Annotated in this window: 16 protein-coding genes; 3 read left to right on the top strand and 13 right to left on the bottom strand. The window is 68.1% G+C overall.

Going from position 1 to position 16572, the window contains the following annotated elements; genetic code table 11:
• The 11 genes from AX681_RS22710 to AX681_RS20885 form a co-directional block, all read right to left on the bottom strand.
• A partial coding sequence (locus AX681_RS22710; RefSeq protein WP_331710040.1) for an archaeosortase/exosortase family protein occupies positions 1 to 256 on the bottom strand: 256 nt, incomplete at its 3' end.
• A gap of 2 nt (positions 257 to 258) precedes the next feature.
• Positions 259 to 1479 (bottom strand): TIGR03087 family PEP-CTERM/XrtA system glycosyltransferase, encoded by a 1221-nt coding sequence (locus tag AX681_RS20930; protein WP_066660807.1) that lies wholly within the window; start codon positions 1477 to 1479, stop codon positions 259 to 261.
• Positions 1479 to 2552 carry a FemAB family XrtA/PEP-CTERM system-associated protein gene (locus AX681_RS20925; RefSeq protein WP_066660804.1) on the bottom strand — a complete coding sequence of 358 codons (1074 nt, stop codon included), beginning with the start codon at positions 2550 to 2552 and terminating at the stop codon, positions 1479 to 1481. The genes AX681_RS20930 and AX681_RS20925 overlap by 1 nt, the downstream gene beginning before the upstream one ends.
• Entirely contained in the window at positions 2549 to 3418 is an 870-nt protein-coding gene (locus tag AX681_RS20920; protein WP_066660801.1) for an XrtA system polysaccharide deacetylase, read from the bottom strand. The genes AX681_RS20925 and AX681_RS20920 overlap by 4 nt, the downstream gene beginning before the upstream one ends.
• Positions 3419 to 3420: 2 nt before the next feature.
• The gene (locus AX681_RS20915; protein WP_066682709.1) at positions 3421 to 4521 is read right to left on the bottom strand and encodes an ExeA family protein; all 1101 of its coding nucleotides are present in this window, start codon (positions 4519 to 4521) and stop codon (positions 3421 to 3423) included.
• Between the two features lie 25 nt (positions 4522 to 4546).
• A complete protein-coding gene (locus tag AX681_RS20910; protein WP_066682707.1) occupies positions 4547 to 6142 on the bottom strand; it encodes a hypothetical protein in 1596 nt (531 codons plus the stop codon).
• On the bottom strand, positions 6139 to 7140 hold the full coding sequence (locus AX681_RS20905) for an AAA family ATPase (RefSeq protein ID WP_066660893.1): 1002 nt from the start codon (positions 7138 to 7140) through the stop codon (positions 6139 to 6141). Before AX681_RS20905 ends, AX681_RS20910 begins: the two co-directional genes overlap by 4 nt.
• Positions 7141 to 7150: 10 nt before the next feature.
• A complete protein-coding gene (locus AX681_RS20900; RefSeq protein WP_066682706.1) occupies positions 7151 to 8671 on the bottom strand; it encodes an XrtA system polysaccharide chain length determinant in 1521 nt (506 codons plus the stop codon).
• Between the two features lie 22 nt (positions 8672 to 8693).
• Complete coding sequence (locus AX681_RS20895) at positions 8694 to 9338, bottom strand: XrtA/PEP-CTERM system exopolysaccharide export protein (protein ID WP_066660524.1); 645 nt, start codon at positions 9336 to 9338, stop codon at positions 8694 to 8696.
• A 133-nt stretch (positions 9339 to 9471) separates the two neighbouring features.
• Entirely contained in the window at positions 9472 to 10674 is a 1203-nt protein-coding gene (locus AX681_RS20890) for a pyridoxal-dependent decarboxylase, exosortase A system-associated (protein ID WP_066660526.1), read from the bottom strand.
• Positions 10671 to 12182 carry an acyl-CoA ligase (AMP-forming), exosortase A system-associated gene (locus AX681_RS20885; RefSeq protein ID WP_066682704.1) on the bottom strand — a complete coding sequence of 504 codons (1512 nt, stop codon included), beginning with the start codon at positions 12180 to 12182 and terminating at the stop codon, positions 10671 to 10673. The genes AX681_RS20890 and AX681_RS20885 overlap by 4 nt, the downstream gene beginning before the upstream one ends.
• Positions 12183 to 12303: 121 nt before the next feature.
• On the opposite strand from AX681_RS20885, the gene AX681_RS20880 reads away from it, so the two are divergent.
• Genes AX681_RS20880 through AX681_RS20870 form a run of 3 tightly spaced genes read left to right on the top strand, consistent with a single transcriptional unit; the run spans position 12304 to position 14098 of the window.
• Positions 12304 to 12576 carry an acyl carrier protein gene (locus tag AX681_RS20880; RefSeq protein ID WP_066660465.1) on the top strand — a complete coding sequence of 91 codons (273 nt, stop codon included), beginning with the start codon at positions 12304 to 12306 and terminating at the stop codon, positions 12574 to 12576.
• A gap of 41 nt (positions 12577 to 12617) precedes the next feature.
• Positions 12618 to 13274, top strand: coding sequence for a hypothetical protein (locus AX681_RS20875; RefSeq protein ID WP_066660467.1), 657 nt, complete (start codon positions 12618 to 12620; stop codon positions 13272 to 13274).
• On the top strand, positions 13262 to 14098 hold the full coding sequence (locus AX681_RS20870; RefSeq protein WP_066660470.1) for a hydrolase 1, exosortase A system-associated: 837 nt from the start codon (positions 13262 to 13264) through the stop codon (positions 14096 to 14098). Before AX681_RS20875 ends, AX681_RS20870 begins: the two co-directional genes overlap by 13 nt.
• Before the next feature lie 40 nt (positions 14099 to 14138).
• Here the strand turns inward: AX681_RS20870 and AX681_RS20865 are convergent, their stop codons facing one another.
• A complete protein-coding gene (locus AX681_RS20865; RefSeq protein ID WP_197424334.1) occupies positions 14139 to 15068 on the bottom strand; it encodes a serine hydrolase domain-containing protein in 930 nt (309 codons plus the stop codon).
• 467 nt (positions 15069 to 15535) lie between these two features.
• Positions 15536 to 16507: a thioredoxin-disulfide reductase gene (trxB, locus tag AX681_RS20860; RefSeq protein WP_066663033.1), complete on the bottom strand. Its 972-nt coding sequence runs from the start codon at positions 16505 to 16507 to the stop codon at positions 15536 to 15538.
• Between the last annotated feature and the right edge of the window lie 65 nt (positions 16508 to 16572).

Genomic DNA, 16572 nt, shown 5'->3' with positions numbered 1-16572 from the left:
GCCCGGGCCACCACGCATCGGGCCGCACCTGGGCAAGGCCATCCCGCCGCTGCCACACCAGCCAGCCGACCACCGGGGCGACGAACAGGCAGTGACCGAACGTGGTATTAGTCCAGTAGATCGCCGCCAGATCGCCCACATCGCTGCGAAACAGCAGCAACAGCACCGCCCACATGCCCGCCAGCATCGCGGCGTGTCGCTGCCAGCGCGCATCGAACAGCTGCTCCGCTGCGACCGGAATCGCCGCGCTCGCCATGGTCAGGCGGCGGCCGGGCGGGCCGGGCGGCGGTCGTTGCGTCCGCGCAGGCCCAACAGATCGTCGAGCACCGCCAAGCGCGCGTCCCAGCTATAATGGTGGATCACCCGCTGCCGGGCGAGCGCGCCGAACTCGGCCCCGGTTTTCGGGTCGGCCAGGATGCGGTTCACGGCGTCGGCAATCTCGCCGACGGTTGCGCCGACCTCGATCGTGCCGCCATGGTCGATCCCGGTCGCCGCCGCCGCGGAAGCCACCACTGGCCGCGCCATCGCCATGGCCTCCAGCACCTTGTTCTGGACGCCGCGCGCCAGCTTGAGGGGCGCGACCACCACCGATGCGGCATGCAGCCACGGGCGCACATCGGGCACTTCGCCCGTTACGGTCACGCCGGGATGCTTCGTCAGCGCATGGACCGCGTCGGTCGGCTTGCGCCCGACGATGGCGAAGCGCGCATTGGGGTGACGCAGCCGGATATGCGGCAGAATGGTCTCGACGAACCAGGTCACGCCTTCGATGTTCGGGCGGTAATCCATCTGGCCGGTGAACACGATCAGCGCGCCCATCGTGTCGATTCGCTTGAACTGCGCACCAGGGTCGAAGATGCTGGTATCGATGCCGTTGCACACCGCATGGACGCGCTCGGCGCCGGTGCGCTGCCGGAACAGCTGGGCTTCCTCTTCGCTGACGAACAGGCTGGCGTCGGCGCGCGCCGCAATGGCGCGTTCATGCGCAGCCAGCAGCCGCGCCTCGCGCCGCATCATCCACCCGGTAAAGCCGCGGCTGGTCTCGCCGTAGCTCGCGAACTTGGCCGAATCCATGTCGACAAAGTCCATCACCACGCGCTGGCGCGGGCGCAGCGGCACATATTGCGCCATCTGGCTGGAAAAGACGTAGATCGTGTCGATCGCGTGCCGCGCCAGCATCGTCTCGACCGCGCGATGCACCTCGGCATTGTCGAACGCCGTCAGCGAAACCGGGCGATGCGACAGCAGCGACTGCACGCCGGCCAGCGCCTGCGGCTTGCTGCGCCACACGATCTGGCGGTTGCCGGTCAGCTTGGACAGGCCCGACTTGCGCTTGAGGTCCGCAGGGTCGTCGGCAAACGCCACCAGATGCACGCGCTTGCGCTCGCTCAGATAGCGGATGATGTTGAACGCACGGATCTTGTCGCCGCGGTCGGGCGGAAACGGCACGCGATGCGCCAGGAACAGGATATCGCCCATCAGCCCAGCCCTCGCGAAATCCACGGGCCCACGCGGTTGGCGATGGCGAGCGGCAGCTTGCTCCAGACTGCGACCTGCAGCCGGTATTTGGGATTGAGCGGATTGGCGTCGCGGATCGCCGCACCCTCCGCCACGCGGTCATAATAGGTCAGCGGCTGCGGCTCGAATCCCCAATTCTTCTTAAACGCCGCCGCCCCGGTGCCGACCTTCGACCGGCCGAAATCGAACCGGGAACAGCCCCGCTCGCGCGCATGGCGCATCAGCTCGAAATACATGCGATCATTGGCGCGCAACCGGCGTGCCTCCGCCGTACCGCCGCCCCAATAGGGAAACACGGTTCGCCGCCAATAGAGACTCAACACAGCGGACACCGGCCTATCCTCACGCCGCACAACCAGCACATCGGCTGCGCTACCAAATTCCTGCAACACTTCCGTGAACAGCGCACGTGGAAAAACGGGCGTCCCCAGATTGCGGACGCTCTCGGCATACACCGCGTAATGCGCCGCCACGTCGGCCGGGTCGCGCCCGATCGAGATGCTCAGATCGGTGTCCAGCGCCTTGCGCACCTCGGCGCGCTGCTTGCGCGGGATGGCGAGCAATTCGGCCTCGTCATCCTCGGCCAGCGGACGGACAAAGCCCAGATAGTGGCTGTCGTCCACGGTCCAGTCCGGCCCCGGCCGCGGTCCGCCGCGCACCTCGACGCTTGGACAGCTCAGCCGCTCGGCGAGCGCCCAGCACGCCTCCGCCAGCGCCTCGGCGACTACCGGCTTGTCGGCGAGGATACCGCCGCCCACGCCGAACCCGGCCGATGCCAGCACCCGCCCGAACAGCGGCGAATGCAGCTCGGTCAGCGGCATCACCCCGACGATGCCGCGCTCACCCTGCTCGGCGACCAGATAATGGCTGCGCTGTCCGCACCCCTTTGCCACCGCCGCGCTCCATGCGGGCAGGTGAAACGGCGTCGCGTCGGGTTGCTCATGCACATAGGCGCCGATGCGCGCCCGATCGATCGTATCGCCCAGATCGGCGACGCGCAGCGTCAGCGGGCGCAGCTGGATCGGCGCGTTCACGCGGCAGCATCCAGCACTGGTGCGGCGTCGAGCGCCGCCGCCTCCGCCGCCGCCACGCGGTCGGTCCTATCCCAGCGATGCGCCGCGAGCAGCGTCCGCAGCTTCCCCGCCATCGCCCCCAACCGGCTGTAATGCCGCAGCTTCGACTTGAGGGGCGCATTCTCCACGCGCGGCTGGCCCGGATCGACCTCCCACGGATGGAAGTAGAACACCGCCGGCTGCCCTTGCGCATTCATCGCGCGGATCGCGCCCTGCACGACGCTGCCCGGCAACAGGCGGAAGAACCCGCCCCCGGTCGTCACCTCGCGCCCCAGGAACCGCGCCGTGGTCACCGGCAGCTCGATCAGGTCGCTCCCCGCCACCGGGCGATAGGCGCGGCGCGGCGCGTCGGCCCAGCCATAATGGTCATGCCCGATCGGCGCGACGCTCGACGAATAGGCATAGCCCTCCTCCGCGAGCACCTGATGCGCCCACGGCGTGCGGACATCGATCGAAAAGCTCGGCGCGCGATACCCGCTCACCTTGTGCCCGGTCGCGTCCTCCAGCACGCCACGCGCCCGCGCGATATCGGCGCGAAACTGTTCCGGCCCCATGGTGAACACGCGCTGGTGATCCCAGCCATGGCTCGCCACCTCATGCCCCGCATCGGCAATGCGCCGCATCAGCGCGGGAAAGCGCTCCGCCACCCAGCCCAGCGTAAAGAACGTCGCCTTGACCCCGCCCGCGTCGAACAGCGCCAGCACCTTGTCGGTATTCGCCTCGACGCGATGCTCCAGCGCCGCCCAATCGTCGCGCGCGATCACGGTCTCGAACGCGCCGACCTGGAACCAGTCCTCGACATCAACCGAAAGGGCATTGGCAACCATCGTCAGGCAGCGGCTCCCCGCCGCGTCGGCCGCGCATCCTCGACCTCGATGAAGTCGACCATCAGCGTCAGCACGCGGCGCAGCGCCGCATCCTGTTCCTCGATCCGTGCTTCCAGCTTCGCGAAGCGCGCCGCCAGATCGGCATCCACCACCGGCGCAGGTGCAGGTTCCGCAGCAGGCGCAACCGGAGCCGAAATCTCACGCCGCAATGCCTCACGCGCCGCCTGTGCAGCCTCGGGCGGAGCAGGCACCGGAGCCCGACGCGCCGGAGCCGAAGGCGGCATCGCCCCGGCCAGATCGCCCTCCAGATCCGCGATCACCGCCTCGACATCCGCGCCGGTAAAGCTCGTAATCTCCTCGATCGCGCCGAGCAGCAGTACCCGGCCGGCAAGCAGATTCACCTTGCGCGGAATCCCGCCCGACCAGCGATAGATCGCCGCCACTGCATCATTGGTGAAGCGCGGCTTGCCCCGCCAGCCGACACAAGACAGCCGGTGGATCAGATAGGGCTCCAACTCGTCCGCGCCCATGCCGTCCAGCGCGTGCATCGCGATCACCCGCTGGCGCAGCTGGTCCAGCCGCGGATCGGACAGGCGCGCACGAAATTCGGGCTGGCCAAGCAGGAAGATCTGCAACAGCGGATAACCGCCCGCCTGGAAGTTGGAGAGCATGCGCAGCTCTTCCAGGCTCTCCAGCGGCAGCGCCTGCGCCTCGTCGGCGATCAGCAATGTCCGCCGCCCCTGCCGCGCCACCGCGTGCAGCTGCTTCTCGATCGCCGCGAGCAATTGTGCCTTGGGCAAATGCGTGCCGTCGATGTTCAGCCCCGCCGCGACCATCAGCAACAGGTCCTCGGCCTCGACCTGGGTCGTGACGATCTTGATGACGTGCAGCCGCTCGGGGTCGATCGTCTCCATCAGGTGACCGACCAATGTCGTCTTGCCCGCACCGGGCGCGCCGGTGATGACGATGAAGCCCTCGCCCTGGCTCAGGCCATAGCCCAGATAGGCCATCGCCTTCTTGTGCGTGGCGGTATCGAACCAGAACGCCGGATCGGGCGTCAGCTGGAACGGTCGCCCGCTCAGTCCGTAATGGTCGTCATACATACTGCCATCCCTGGACCAAAAACGTTCAGAAACCGTAGCGAAGGCCAAGCTGCGCCTGCGCCTGGGTGTTGCTGCCCTCGCCCTCGACCTCGAAGCTCGAGATGCCGACCGACGCCACCGCGCTCAGTGGCCCGAAATTATGATAATAGGCCCCCGCCGCACCCCCGCCGAACACGCCCGGCGCGCCGGCGATGCCGCTCTGGAAATAGTTGACGAACACATTGCCGTTCACCCCGGACCGGCCGCTCAGCGCGCGCGACGCGAACAGCTGGGCATAATAGGTATCGTCGCTCGTCCCGGCCAGCACCGAACTGCCCGTCGGCACCAGATAGGTCCGGTTGGCATAGCCCGCGCCCAGCCCCAGTGTCGTCCGTCCCGAATTCATCGCCAGCACACCCGTCACGCCACGCGCGCGGTAATTGGCACTCGCGACCGAACCCAGCGCGTTGGTCAGGCACCCGCCCGCCGCCGTTCCGCTGTCGCCAAAGATGCAGCCATCGAACGCATCGCCGAACGAGTCGGTCGGAATGTTGAAGCTGGTCGGCAGCGCCGCCAGATCGCTCGCCAGCTGGCGGCCGAAGCTCTGCACCGAGTCATACACGCCGACCTGCAGCGCCGACCGCCGCGAAATCTGCCACTGCAGCGACCCGGTATAGCTCATCGAATCGTACCGGCGGCCCGCCCGCGCCTCCAGCATCAGCCGCGCATTGGGCTTGTACAGCACGCCCGCGTCCCAGAAGATGCCCTCGATCTCGTACGCGATGCGTGGCGGCGATGCCGGATCGGTCACGAACCGCCCCGCCCCGTCGCGCACGATCGCGCCGGTCCCATCGCGCAGCGCGTCCTTCTGCGTGATCTCGATCTTCTCGTATCCCACGCCACCCACGACCGCGAGCCCGCGACCGATCGGCAGCACCGCATCGGCGCGGCCATATTTGCCGTCGAACTTCTGGTCGAGCTGGCTCATCTCCTCGCGCTGCCACGCCCCCGCGACGCTGAGGCCCACCGGCAGGATCGTCCCGGCCTTCACGCCTGCGCGGACCTGCGCGAGATGGTTGGTCGCGCTGTCGAACACATCGACCGCCGGTGCCGCCGGATCGATCGACGAAATCGTCGGTGCCTCGACCTTGGTATAGCCAAAGCGATAGGCCGCACTCACGCTCGCCGGGCCGTTGCCGGTGTGGAGGGTCGGCCCGCCATAGACCGAATAGACCTGCGCCACGTTGCGCACATTGCCCGCCAGATTGGTCGGCGCATCGCCGCGAATGTCGCTGCGCGCGCGCGTCGCCAGCGCGCCGCCCTCGACCGTCAGGCCGGGCGCAACCCGCACCGCCGCGCGCGCCAGGCCGCTATGCGTGTCCTGGTCGGCGACGGCATTCTGCCAGTCGAACCGGCGCTCATATTTATACGACAGCTGCACCTCGACCCGGCGCGTCTGGATCGACGCATCGATCCCAGCACCGACGGTGGAGTAGGTCAGCACCTCGCCCCCGCCCGACAGGTCGGCGACCAGCACCTGCCCCGCGTCGACATAGGGGGTGATCGACTTGCGCTTGTCCTTCGCCAGCGCGGGCGCGGCGAGCAGCGTGGTGGCGGCCAGTGCCGCGGCGAACAACCTCATTGGTCGGGCTCCCCATAATAGGCGCCATAGCTCCCGAACCGGCGTCCATTGGGTTGAAGGGAAACGCTGTTGAGCAACAACTGGATATGGTCGCACCCGTCGAGCAGTCCGACGGCGTCACGCAGTTCATTCTCACGCGTGCGGTCGGCGCGGACCACCAGCATCACCTGCCCGACATGGCTGGCGAGCGCACTTGCGGGCGATGCGGCGAGGATCGGGGGCGAATCGAACACGACGATGCGGCGCGGATTGGCGGCCGCCAGCCCATCGAGGATCGCATGCGCCCGCGCGCTGGCGAGCAATTCGGTATCGGCGACGCTGCGCGTTCCGGCGGGCAGGACCGACAGCTGCGGCACATCGGTGTCGATGATGCAGTCCTCGACATTCTTGACCCCACCCGACAGCGCATCGAGCAGGCCAGGGCCATCGGGCGCACCCAGCCGCGCCAGCACGTCGGGCTTGGCGAAATCGGCATCGACCAGCAGGATCTCGACATCCTTCTCCGCCGCCAGCGACAGCGCGAGGTTGATCGCGCAAAATGTCTTGCCGTCATTGGGCTTGGCCGAGCAGACCAGGATCATCCGCGACCGGTCGTCCGCACCCTCGCCGCCACCTGCACGGATTTGCCGCGCAGTGGTCAGCAGCTGGCGCTTCACCAGCCGGAATTCCTCGGCCAGCGCGGTCACGGTCGCGCCGGGGACCAGCATGCCATGTTCGGCCAGCTTCTTGCGATCGATCGCCACGCGCCGACGCGTGCTCGGCTCCTGCACGGCCGGTTGCACCGGCTGCGCGACAGCAACCGGATCTGGCCGGACCAGCGGCGCACGCGGCGCTTCGACCGCACCGAATACCGGAATGTCATGGCGCGGTTTCGCCACCGGAGGCGCGACCGGGGCCGCAGCCGCCTGCTGCGCAGCCTGGCGCTGGACGAACGCCTGATGCGCCGCCGCCCGCTCCACCAGCGATCCGCCAAGGCGTTTGGGAGTCTGGTCGTTCATCGCCTGTCCCTCACGCGCTCATGCCGCGCTGGAGCATTTCCAGCCCCAGCAACGCCACCCATGCGACGACCAGTCCCGCGGTCGCCGCTGCAAACATCTGCAGCCGCTTGCGGCGCAGCGCAGTCTGCGCGGCCGTCACGACCTCGCCGATCGATCCGATCACCGGCATCCCGCTCATCTTCTCCAGCCGCGCCGTGGTCGGGAACGTCCCCGCCAGCTGGCCGAGGCCAAATGCCACCGCCACACCGGCACCCAGCCCGACGATCAGCACGCCGGTCAGCAACAGCGGCCGGTTGGGCGCGGTCGGCGAACGCGGCGCGGTCGGCGGATCGATCACGTTGAACTTGACCGCATCGGCCTGCCCTGCCGCCTGGCTGCGCAGCTTCACCTGTTCGCGATCGGCGAGCAGCTTGTCATATGCCGCCTTCAGCACCTGATAATTGCGGTCGATCTCGGCCTGTTCCTGTGCTGCCGCCGGATCGCCCGCAATCTTCGCGTCGATCGCGGCCATATCTGCCTCGATCTGCGCCTTGCGGTTGGTCAGCGCGGCGACCTGCGCCGCCTTGTCCGCCTGCATCGCGCGCAGGCTCAGATACAGCGGGTTGGCGCTCGCGCCGCCGCCACCGCCCGAATATACCGGTTCGTTGCGCGCGGCGCTCTGCGCGGCCGACAACTGGCTCTTCAGCGCGATCACGTCGGGATGGCTGTCGGTCCAGCCACGCGCACGCGCCTCGGCCAGCTGCCCCTGGATCGCCGACAGCCGCGCACGTGCCGGCCCGGCAACCCCACCGCCGCCCGCGCCCGCCACGGTCGCCGACGTTCCCGCCATCTGGCCATTGACCGCCGCCAAGCCGCTTTGCGCCGCTGCCAGTTCCTGATTGACCTGTGCCAGCTGCGTGCGCGCCGCCGACAGCCGTTCGGACAGCGTGCCCGTGCCGGGCAGCGACCCCAGATAACGGTCCTGGAAATCCGCCTTCTTGGCCTCTGCCTCCTGCAGCGCCTTTTGCCGCTGGGCGAGCTGCTGGTCGAGGAACTGGAGCGACTGGCTCGCCTCGTCACGGATCGTGCCGAGATTGTCCTCAACGAAAATGTCGATCAGCTTCTGGACGATCGTGCGCGACAGCTTGCCGCTGTCCGCGGTCGCGGTGATCTCGAACAGATTGTCCTGCTGCGCGGTGATCTTGATCTTCTTCTGCAGGCCCGCGACCCGGTCCGCGACGTCGCGGTCGGTCGCAACCGTGTTGGCGAGGTCGGTGCCGCGCACGACCTTTTCCAGATTGGTCGCGCTCGCCAGCGTGGTGCGAACCCGGTCGATGTCCTTCTGCTGCTCCTGCTGGGTCGCGATGCCCTCGCCGGGCAGGATCTGGCGCAGCTGCACGAAGATGCGCGCACGGCTCTCATATTGGTTGGGGATCTGCGACACCACCAGCCAGCCCGCCAGGCACACGGCCCAGGCGACGGCCACGGCGATCCAGCGGCGTTGCCACACGCCGTGAAGTGCCGTCCTGATCTCGTCCCACAATCCCCCCACCGGGCGGTCTCCGTCTGGTTGGTTAGAACATGCTTTCGGGAATGATGATCACGTCGCCCGGCTCCAGCCGCACGTTCGCGCTGGTGTCGCCATTCTTGAGCAGGTCGGACAGCCGCACCTTGTATTCGCGCTGCCGCCCGGTCGCCTTGTCATAGCGGACCAGCCGCGCGCGGTTGCCCGCCGCAAATTCGCTGAGGCCCCCGACTGCGATCATCGCATCGAGCAGCGTCATATTGGCGCGGTACGGCAGCGACGCCGGCTTTTCGGTCGCACCGACGATGCGCACCTGCTGGCTGAACGTGCCCGAGAAGCTCTTGACCACGACCGACACGATCGGATCCTTGATATACTCGCCCAGCGCGTATTTGAGGTCGTCGGCCAGCATCGCGGGGGTCTTGCCCACCGCCGGCATGTCGCTCACCAGCGGCGTGGTGATGCGGCCGTCGGGGCGCACCTGCACCTCCGCCGACAATTCCTGGTTGCGCCAGACAAAGATCTGCAGCGTGTCGAGCGGGCCGATGACATATTCCTCGCCCGGCCCCTCACGGCTCGCGACGAAGGTGGTCGGCGGCAGTTCGGGGCGATTTCCGCCGCCCATACAGCCCGAAAGCGCCACCGCCATCATCAGCGGAAGCGCCAACTTCTTGCCGGCATGTCCCAAACGCATCACAATCGAACCTCCTGACGCTCGCGCGGCCCCGGCGTCCCGGAGGCCATGACACGACCAACCGCTTTGCTATGGCGGCGGGAGGTAAAGATTGCGTTAGGAACGCCGCACCTGGCGGCGTGACGTCAGCCTTTTACGCGACCATTTCGGACGCTGGCCCATGGCCCAGGAAACCCGCCGGACTCGCGCTGGCACCATAGGCCCCAGCAAGAAACACCGCGACCACATCGCCGACCTGAGCCTCGGGCAGCACGACCTTGTCGCCCAACCGATCCAGCGGCGTACACAGCGGCCCGACGACCGACACGGTCTCGCCCGCCTCCGCGCCCATCTTCTCCGCAATCGCAATCGGATAGTTCCGACGCACCACCGTCCCGAAGTTGCCCGACGCGGCCAGCTGGTGGTTGAGCCCCCCGTCACAGATCAGGAAGGTCTCGTCGCCGCTGACCTTCCGGTCGACGATCCGCGTCAGATACACGCCGCACTCCGCCGCGATCCACCGCCCCAGCTCGATCGCATAGGCCTGATCCGGCTCCAGCACCTCGCCCAGCCGCCCCCCGACCAGTGCGATGTCCACGGGGGTATCGCCCGCGAAATAGGGCACACCCAGACCCCCGCCGATATTCACCAGCGGCGCTCGGACACCAACCGCATCGGCCAGTTCGCGCGCCAGCCCGACGGTCGCCGCCTGCGTCTCGCAGATCGCTTCGCTGTCCAGCGCCTGCGACCCGGCAAAGATATGAAACCCGCGCCAATCCGCCCCCGCCGCGATCAGTCGCTTGACCAGCGCCGGCACTCGCACCGCATCGATCCCGAACGGCGATGGCCGCCCGCCCATCTTCATCCCCGAACCCTTGAGCTCGAACGACGGATTGACCCGCACCGCCAGCTTGGGCGTCACGCCCAGCCGCGTGGCCGTAGCCAGCGCCCGATCCGCCTCACCCTCGGACTCCAGGTTCAGTGTCGCCCCGGCGGCAATCGCCGCCTCCAGCTCTGTGTCGCGCTTCCCCGGCCCGGCAAAGCTGATGTTCGCCGCATCCTTGACCGCCAACGCCGTCGCCAGCTCGCCCCCGGACGCCACGTCCAGCCCACCGACCAGCGGCGCCACCGCCGCCAGAAACGCCGGCAAAGGGTTGGCCTTGATCGCAAAATGGATCTCGACCGCATCCGGCAATGCCGCACGCAACTGCCCCAACCGCTCGCGGACGATGGCCGTGTCATAGACGAACAAAGGCGTCCCCGCCTGCGCCACCCAGTCGCGCGCAGGGCGCCCGGCGATGTGCAACTCCCCGCTCTGCCCCGCAAAATAGGGGGGGATCGGCCCCATCGGCTTCATGCCGTCATCTCCGCCTTCAGACCCGACCGGTCGAGCTTCCCGTTCGCATTGCGCGGTAACTCCTCGCGCCAGACATAGCGCGTCGGCTGCATGAACGCGGGCAGCTCGCGCCGCAACCGCTCGCGCAATGCCGCTTCCGCCGCCTCGGCCTCACCCCGCGCCACCGCGATCACCACCACAGCCTGCCCCAGCCGCGGATCGGGCACGCCCAGCGCCACCGCCTCGCGCGCCTCGCCCCCGGCCAGCACCGCTTCCTCGACCTCGGTCGGGCTGATCCGGTTGCCCGAGGACTTGATCATCTCGTCATCACGCCCGACGAACCGCAGCAGCCCGTCCGCGCCCTCGACCACCGTATCCCCCGAAAACACCGCCATCCCGCCATAGCGGGACTCGGCAGGCGCCGGCTTGAACCGCAACGCCGTCCGCTCCGCATCCTGCCAATATCCTTTCGCGACCAGCGGCCCGGCATGGACCAGCTCCCCCGCCTCGCCCGGATCGGCGCGCGTCCCATCGGCCCGCACCACCATGATCTCGGCAAAGGGGATCGCCCGCCCCATCGATTCCGGGTGCGCATCGACAAGGCTCGGGTCGAGATAGGTCGATCGAAACGCCTCGGTCAGCCCGTACATCGGAAACAGCGCCGCCTCAGGAAACCGCGCCCGCAAACCCCGCACCAGGCCGATCGTCAGCGCCCCGCCCGAATTGGTCAGCCGCTTCAGCTTCGCCGCGACCGCCTCCGGCCACTCCGCCTCCAGCAATTGCGTCCACAGCGGCGGCACGCCCGCAATCGTGGTGGCGTCATGCCGGTCCACCGCCTTGATCACATCGCGCGCGGTCAGATAATCCAGCGGGATCACCCGCCCGCCCGCGGCCCAGGTCGACAGCAGCTGGTTCTGCCCATAGTCAAAGCTCAGCGGCAGCACGCCGAGCACGCGATCCTCTGGCGTCACCTTCAGATAGTGCGCGACGCTGATCGCACCCAGCCACAGATTGGCATGGCTCAGCATCACCCCCTTGGGCCGCCCGGTCGATCCCGACGTATAGAGGATCGCCACCAGATCACTGGGATCGGGCGGCGCATAGCTCAGGCCCTCGCCCGTCAGCGGCGCATCCGCATCGAACACGACGCGGCACCCAACAGGCACATCGCCATCCTCCAGCGTCCCCGCCCGCGCGCCCTGCGTCAGCAACAGCCGCGCCCCGCTATCGGCCAGAATATGCGCGACCTGCGCGCGCTTGAGCACCGGATTGACCGGCACATGCACCAGCCCCGCGCGCGCCGCCGCCAGCGGCATCACGCACGCATGCCGCGTCTTGGGCAGCCAGGTCGCAACCCGATCTCCCGGCTCCAGCCCCTGCCCGCGCAACCACAGCGCCAGCGCCGCAACCGCAGCCTCCAGCTCCGCGTAAGTCAGCGTCCCCGCGCGATCCTCCAGCGCCACGGCGTCAGGCGCCCCGCGCGTCGTCAACGCATCGATCGGATAGGGTGTAGGGTCCAAGTCCACCATCGCGCCTGCATATCCCGCATCGGTTAACGATCCAGTGTCTATTATCGCTTAGCAGGTGCAGCACTTGGCATCGCCGCGTCCAGCGCGTAACGGGCGCCAAAACAACCGGGGATTTTGGGCCGTGCAGCCTGACGGATACAATGAAGTCGAAGAAACCGTGCGCGGCGTGCTGCGCGACGTGCTCGGCATCGACGCCGCCCGCGCGGCGACCTTCGACGAAGCGACGCCGCTGTTCGGCGCGCTCCCCGAGCTCGATTCGATGGCCGTCGCCGGCGTGCTGACTGAGATCGAGGATCGCCTCGGCATCATCATCGACGATGATGAGGTGGACGGCGACATGCTCGAAACCTTCGGCGCGCTCGTCCGCTTCGCCGCGTCCAAGGCGCTCAACTGATCCGCGCGACCACCTATGACTGGGCCGGGGGCCGCGAAGCGATGCTCCGCTTCGGCCCCGATACCGCACCCGTCGTGGTCGTCGCGCTCCCCTTGTTCGAAGAAGCCAACCGCACCCGCGCCTTCGCGGTGACGATCCTGCGCGCGCTGGCCGATCGCGGCATCGCCGGAGCGCTCCCCGACCTGCCAGGACAAGGCGAAAGCCTCCTGCCGACCCACGAGACCGATCTCGCCAAATTGCGCGCAGCCTTTGCCGCCGCAGTCGCCAGCCTCGCCCCGCCCGCCTTCACTCTCGCCATCCGCAGCGGCGCCCTGCTCGACACCGACGCAGCCGTCACCGCCCGCACCCACCTCTCCCCCATGACCGGCGCCGACCTGCGCCGCGAACTCATCCGCGCGCGCCAGGCATCGGCCCGCGAATCCGGTGAGCCGTTCGATCCCGCGAGCCTCGACACCGCCACCGATCCGGTCGAACTCGCCGGCAATCTGGTCAGCCCGGCGCTGCTCGCCCAGCTAACCGACGCCACGCCGTCATCCGAGCGGACCCGCACCGTCCGCCTCGCCACCGAAGCCAAGCCCGCCGACGCCAAGCTCCCCGGCACCCCGCTCTGGCGCCGCGCCGAGCCGGACAATGACCCCGCCTTCGCCCAGGCCGTCGCCGACGACATTGCCCAATGGATCGCGACATGCGCCGCCTGATCAGCTTCGCCTGCGCCGGCGAAACCCTCGCCGCTACGCTCGACGAAGCGCCCGGCACCACCGGCCTGCTGATCGTTTCGGGCGGCAACGAAATCCGCATCGGCGCGCATCGCGGCATGGCCGAACTCGCCGCGACGCTCGCCGCATCGGGCCATCCGGTGTTCCGCTACGATCGCCGCGGCATCGGCGATTCATCGGGAGAAAACAACGGCTTCGAATCCACAGCGCAGGACATCTCTGAAGCCGCCAGCGCCTTCCGCCGCGAAGCCCCGCACGTCACCCGCATCGTCGCCTTCGGCAATTGCGACGCCGCCAGCGCGCTGATCCTGTTCCACGCACAGGCACCGCTCGACGCCCTGATCCTCACCAATCCCTGGACGATCGAACCGAGCGCGGACGGCAACGACCTGCCCCCCGCCGCAGCGATCCGTTCGCGCTATCTCGAAAAGCTGAAGAACCCCCGCGAACTCCTCCGCCTGCTGACCGGCGGCGTCAATATCCGTAAATTAATCAGCGGCTTGGCCAAGGCATCCGCGAAACAGTCGCAACCCCCCGCCAGCCTCCCCGCCCGTCTCGCAACATCGCTGGCAACGGCGCAAATCCCAGTCACGATCCTGCTGGCCGAACGCGACAACACGGCCCGAGCTTTCGCCGACCACTGGAAAAGCGCGGCGTTCGCGCCAGCCCGCAATGCCGCAACCCTGACCAGCTGCCCCACCGACAGCCACAGCTTCGCCCGCCCAGCGGACAAGGCGTGGTTGACGGAACAGGTCATCGCCGAGCTGAAACCGATCCAGCATCTGCGCCAAACTCCGGCAGACTGACCGCGTCGTGCTGAACCGGCAGCAGCAATACGACACTGACTTATTGCCCGCCCGCCTCCGCTGCTGGAATCACCCCCTCCGCCAGCAACCGGTGCAGCGCGTCGATATGCCCGCCCTCACGCGCCGCATCGGACTGCGACGTCATGACGACCGTCAGCTTCAGGCGCGGCACGACATACAGCATCTGCCCGCCGTAGCCCCAGCCATAGCGCACGGCATGCCCGCCCATCTCGCCGACGAACCAGCCATAGCCATATTGGCCGCCGCTCCATGGCGACACGGCGCGCGGGGTCCAGCTGGCCGCAATCCATTCGGCGGGCAGGATGCGCTTGCCGTCGATCACCCCACCAAGGCGATAGAGTTCACCGAACCGCGCCAGGTCCCGCGGGCTCATCAGCATGTCGTTGCCGCCGAAATACACGCCCTGCGGGTCGCGCGGCCAGGGCGGGATGGTGATGCCCAGCGGCTTGCCCAGCCATTCACGCGCCAACTCCATCGTGCTCCGCCCGCTCGCCCGCGTTAGCATCGCCGAGACAAGGTGACTGCTCCCGGTCGAATAGAGCATTCCCCCGCCCGGCTCGTCGACAAATGGCCGCGACAGCGCAAAGCGCACCCAATTGGGGCTAGTGACCCAACGCCCGTAATTCGGGCCGGACGTCCGCTCCAGCCCCGCCTGCATCGACAGCAGATTGCCAAGCGTCAGCCGCGCCAGTCGCGGATCGGGGTTGGCGGGCGCATCGGCTTTCAACACCGACACCACCGGCTGGTCCGCTCCCGTTAGCACCCCGCGCGCGATCGCGATCCCCGCCAGGGCGGACAGCACCGATTTCGATGCCGACTTGATGTTCACCGGGCGGTCGAGCGGCGGTCCGCCGTTGAAGCGATGCTCTGCCAGCGTCTGCCCGTCCCGCAGCACAAGCAGCGACCGCAACCGTGGCAACCGCTCTGCGGCCGCGACGGCCTGCGCCATTCGCGCCGGATCGAGCCCGGTCGTTGCCGGCTGGGCCTGTTGACGGGCATCCCCGTTCGGAGCCTGTACGGGGGCAGGCGCGGCATTGCACCCGATCAGGAAGATCGGAAGTAGCGCTTGCGCGGAAATCGAAAATCGGGTGCTCGAGGGCATGGCCGTCCAACGTCCCGCCCCGCGACATGATCCAGCCGCGAAGGCGACGGCACCGCCTTTAACAAATGCCTTTCCTACAAGCCCCCAAAAAGCGCATAAACTGGTCGATGCGCCCCCGACTCGCCCCGACCCGATCCGCACGCCGCCACCACGGCCCCGGCCCCGGTCGACCCGCGCAAAACAACGCCGATCGTGTCAAGCCAGTGTCAACTTCCGCGCCACACGCGCATGACACGGTGCCATTTCCGTCAGCTTCGTCACCCGAAACTGACAGAATTGCGCGCGTTGCCCGTAACTTCGTCAGTTTCCCCGGCTCACTCCGCCGCGTGGGCAACCGCCTCGAAATCGGCCTCGGCCAGAAAGCGTTCGGCGTCCAGTGCGGCCATACAGCCGGTGCCCGCCGCAGTGATCGCCTGGCGATACACCTTGTCCATCACGTCGCCGCACGCGAACACGCCGGGCACGCTGGTGCGGGTCGAACCGGTCTCGACGGTGATATAGCTGTCTTCGTCCAACTCCAGATGCCCGCGGAACAGCTCGGTCGCCGGGTGGTGGCCGATCGCGACAAAGCCGCCCTCGACATCGATGCTCGATTCCTCACCGGTCACGGTATCGCGCAGGCGCAGCGCGACCAGCCCCTCAGGGTCGCCACCGCCGACGAACTCGACGACTTCCTTGTTCCACAGCGTCTTGATCTTCGGATTGGCGAACAGCCGCTCCTGCAGGATCTTTTCGGCGCGCAGCGTGTCGCGGCGGTGGATCAGCGTCACGTCATGGCTGTGGTTGGTCAGGTACAGCGCCTCTTCGACCGCGGTGTTGCCGCCGCCGATCACCGCGACCTTTTTGCCGCGATAGAAGAATCCGTCGCAGGTCGCGCATGCGCTCGCGCCCTTGCCCTTCATCGCGTCCTCGCTCTCCAGCCCCAGCCACTTGGCCTGCGCGCCGGTCGCGATCACCAGCGTGTCGCCCGAATAGACGGTGCCGCCATCGCCGATCAGGCGGAACGGGCGCTGCGACAGGTCGACCTCGACGATCGTGTCGTACATCATCTGCGCGCCGACATGCTCGGCCTGCGCCTGCATCTCGCCCATCAGCCACGGGCCTTGGATCACCTCGCGAAAGCCCGGATAATTCTCGACATCGGTGGTGGTCATCAGCTGCCCGCCGGGCTGGATGCCCTGCACCACGATCGGCGCCAGCCCCGCGCGCGCGCCGTAAATGGCGGCGGACAAGCCGGCCGGGCCGGAACCGAGGATCAGCATGCGGGTCGAGTGGGTGGCGGTCATTCGAAAATCCTGTTGAGCCCCGTGAAGCGGGTGGCGGTGCCGCATCTAGGGGGTCGGCACCGCCG

Origin of the sequence: Sphingomonas sp. CCH9-E2, from assembly GCF_001557215.1 — a bacterium.
Taxonomy (GTDB): Bacteria; Pseudomonadota; Alphaproteobacteria; order Sphingomonadales; family Sphingomonadaceae; genus Sphingomonas.
Note: the sequence above shows the minus strand (reverse complement) of the source record. Positions and strands in the feature narration are given on the sequence as shown.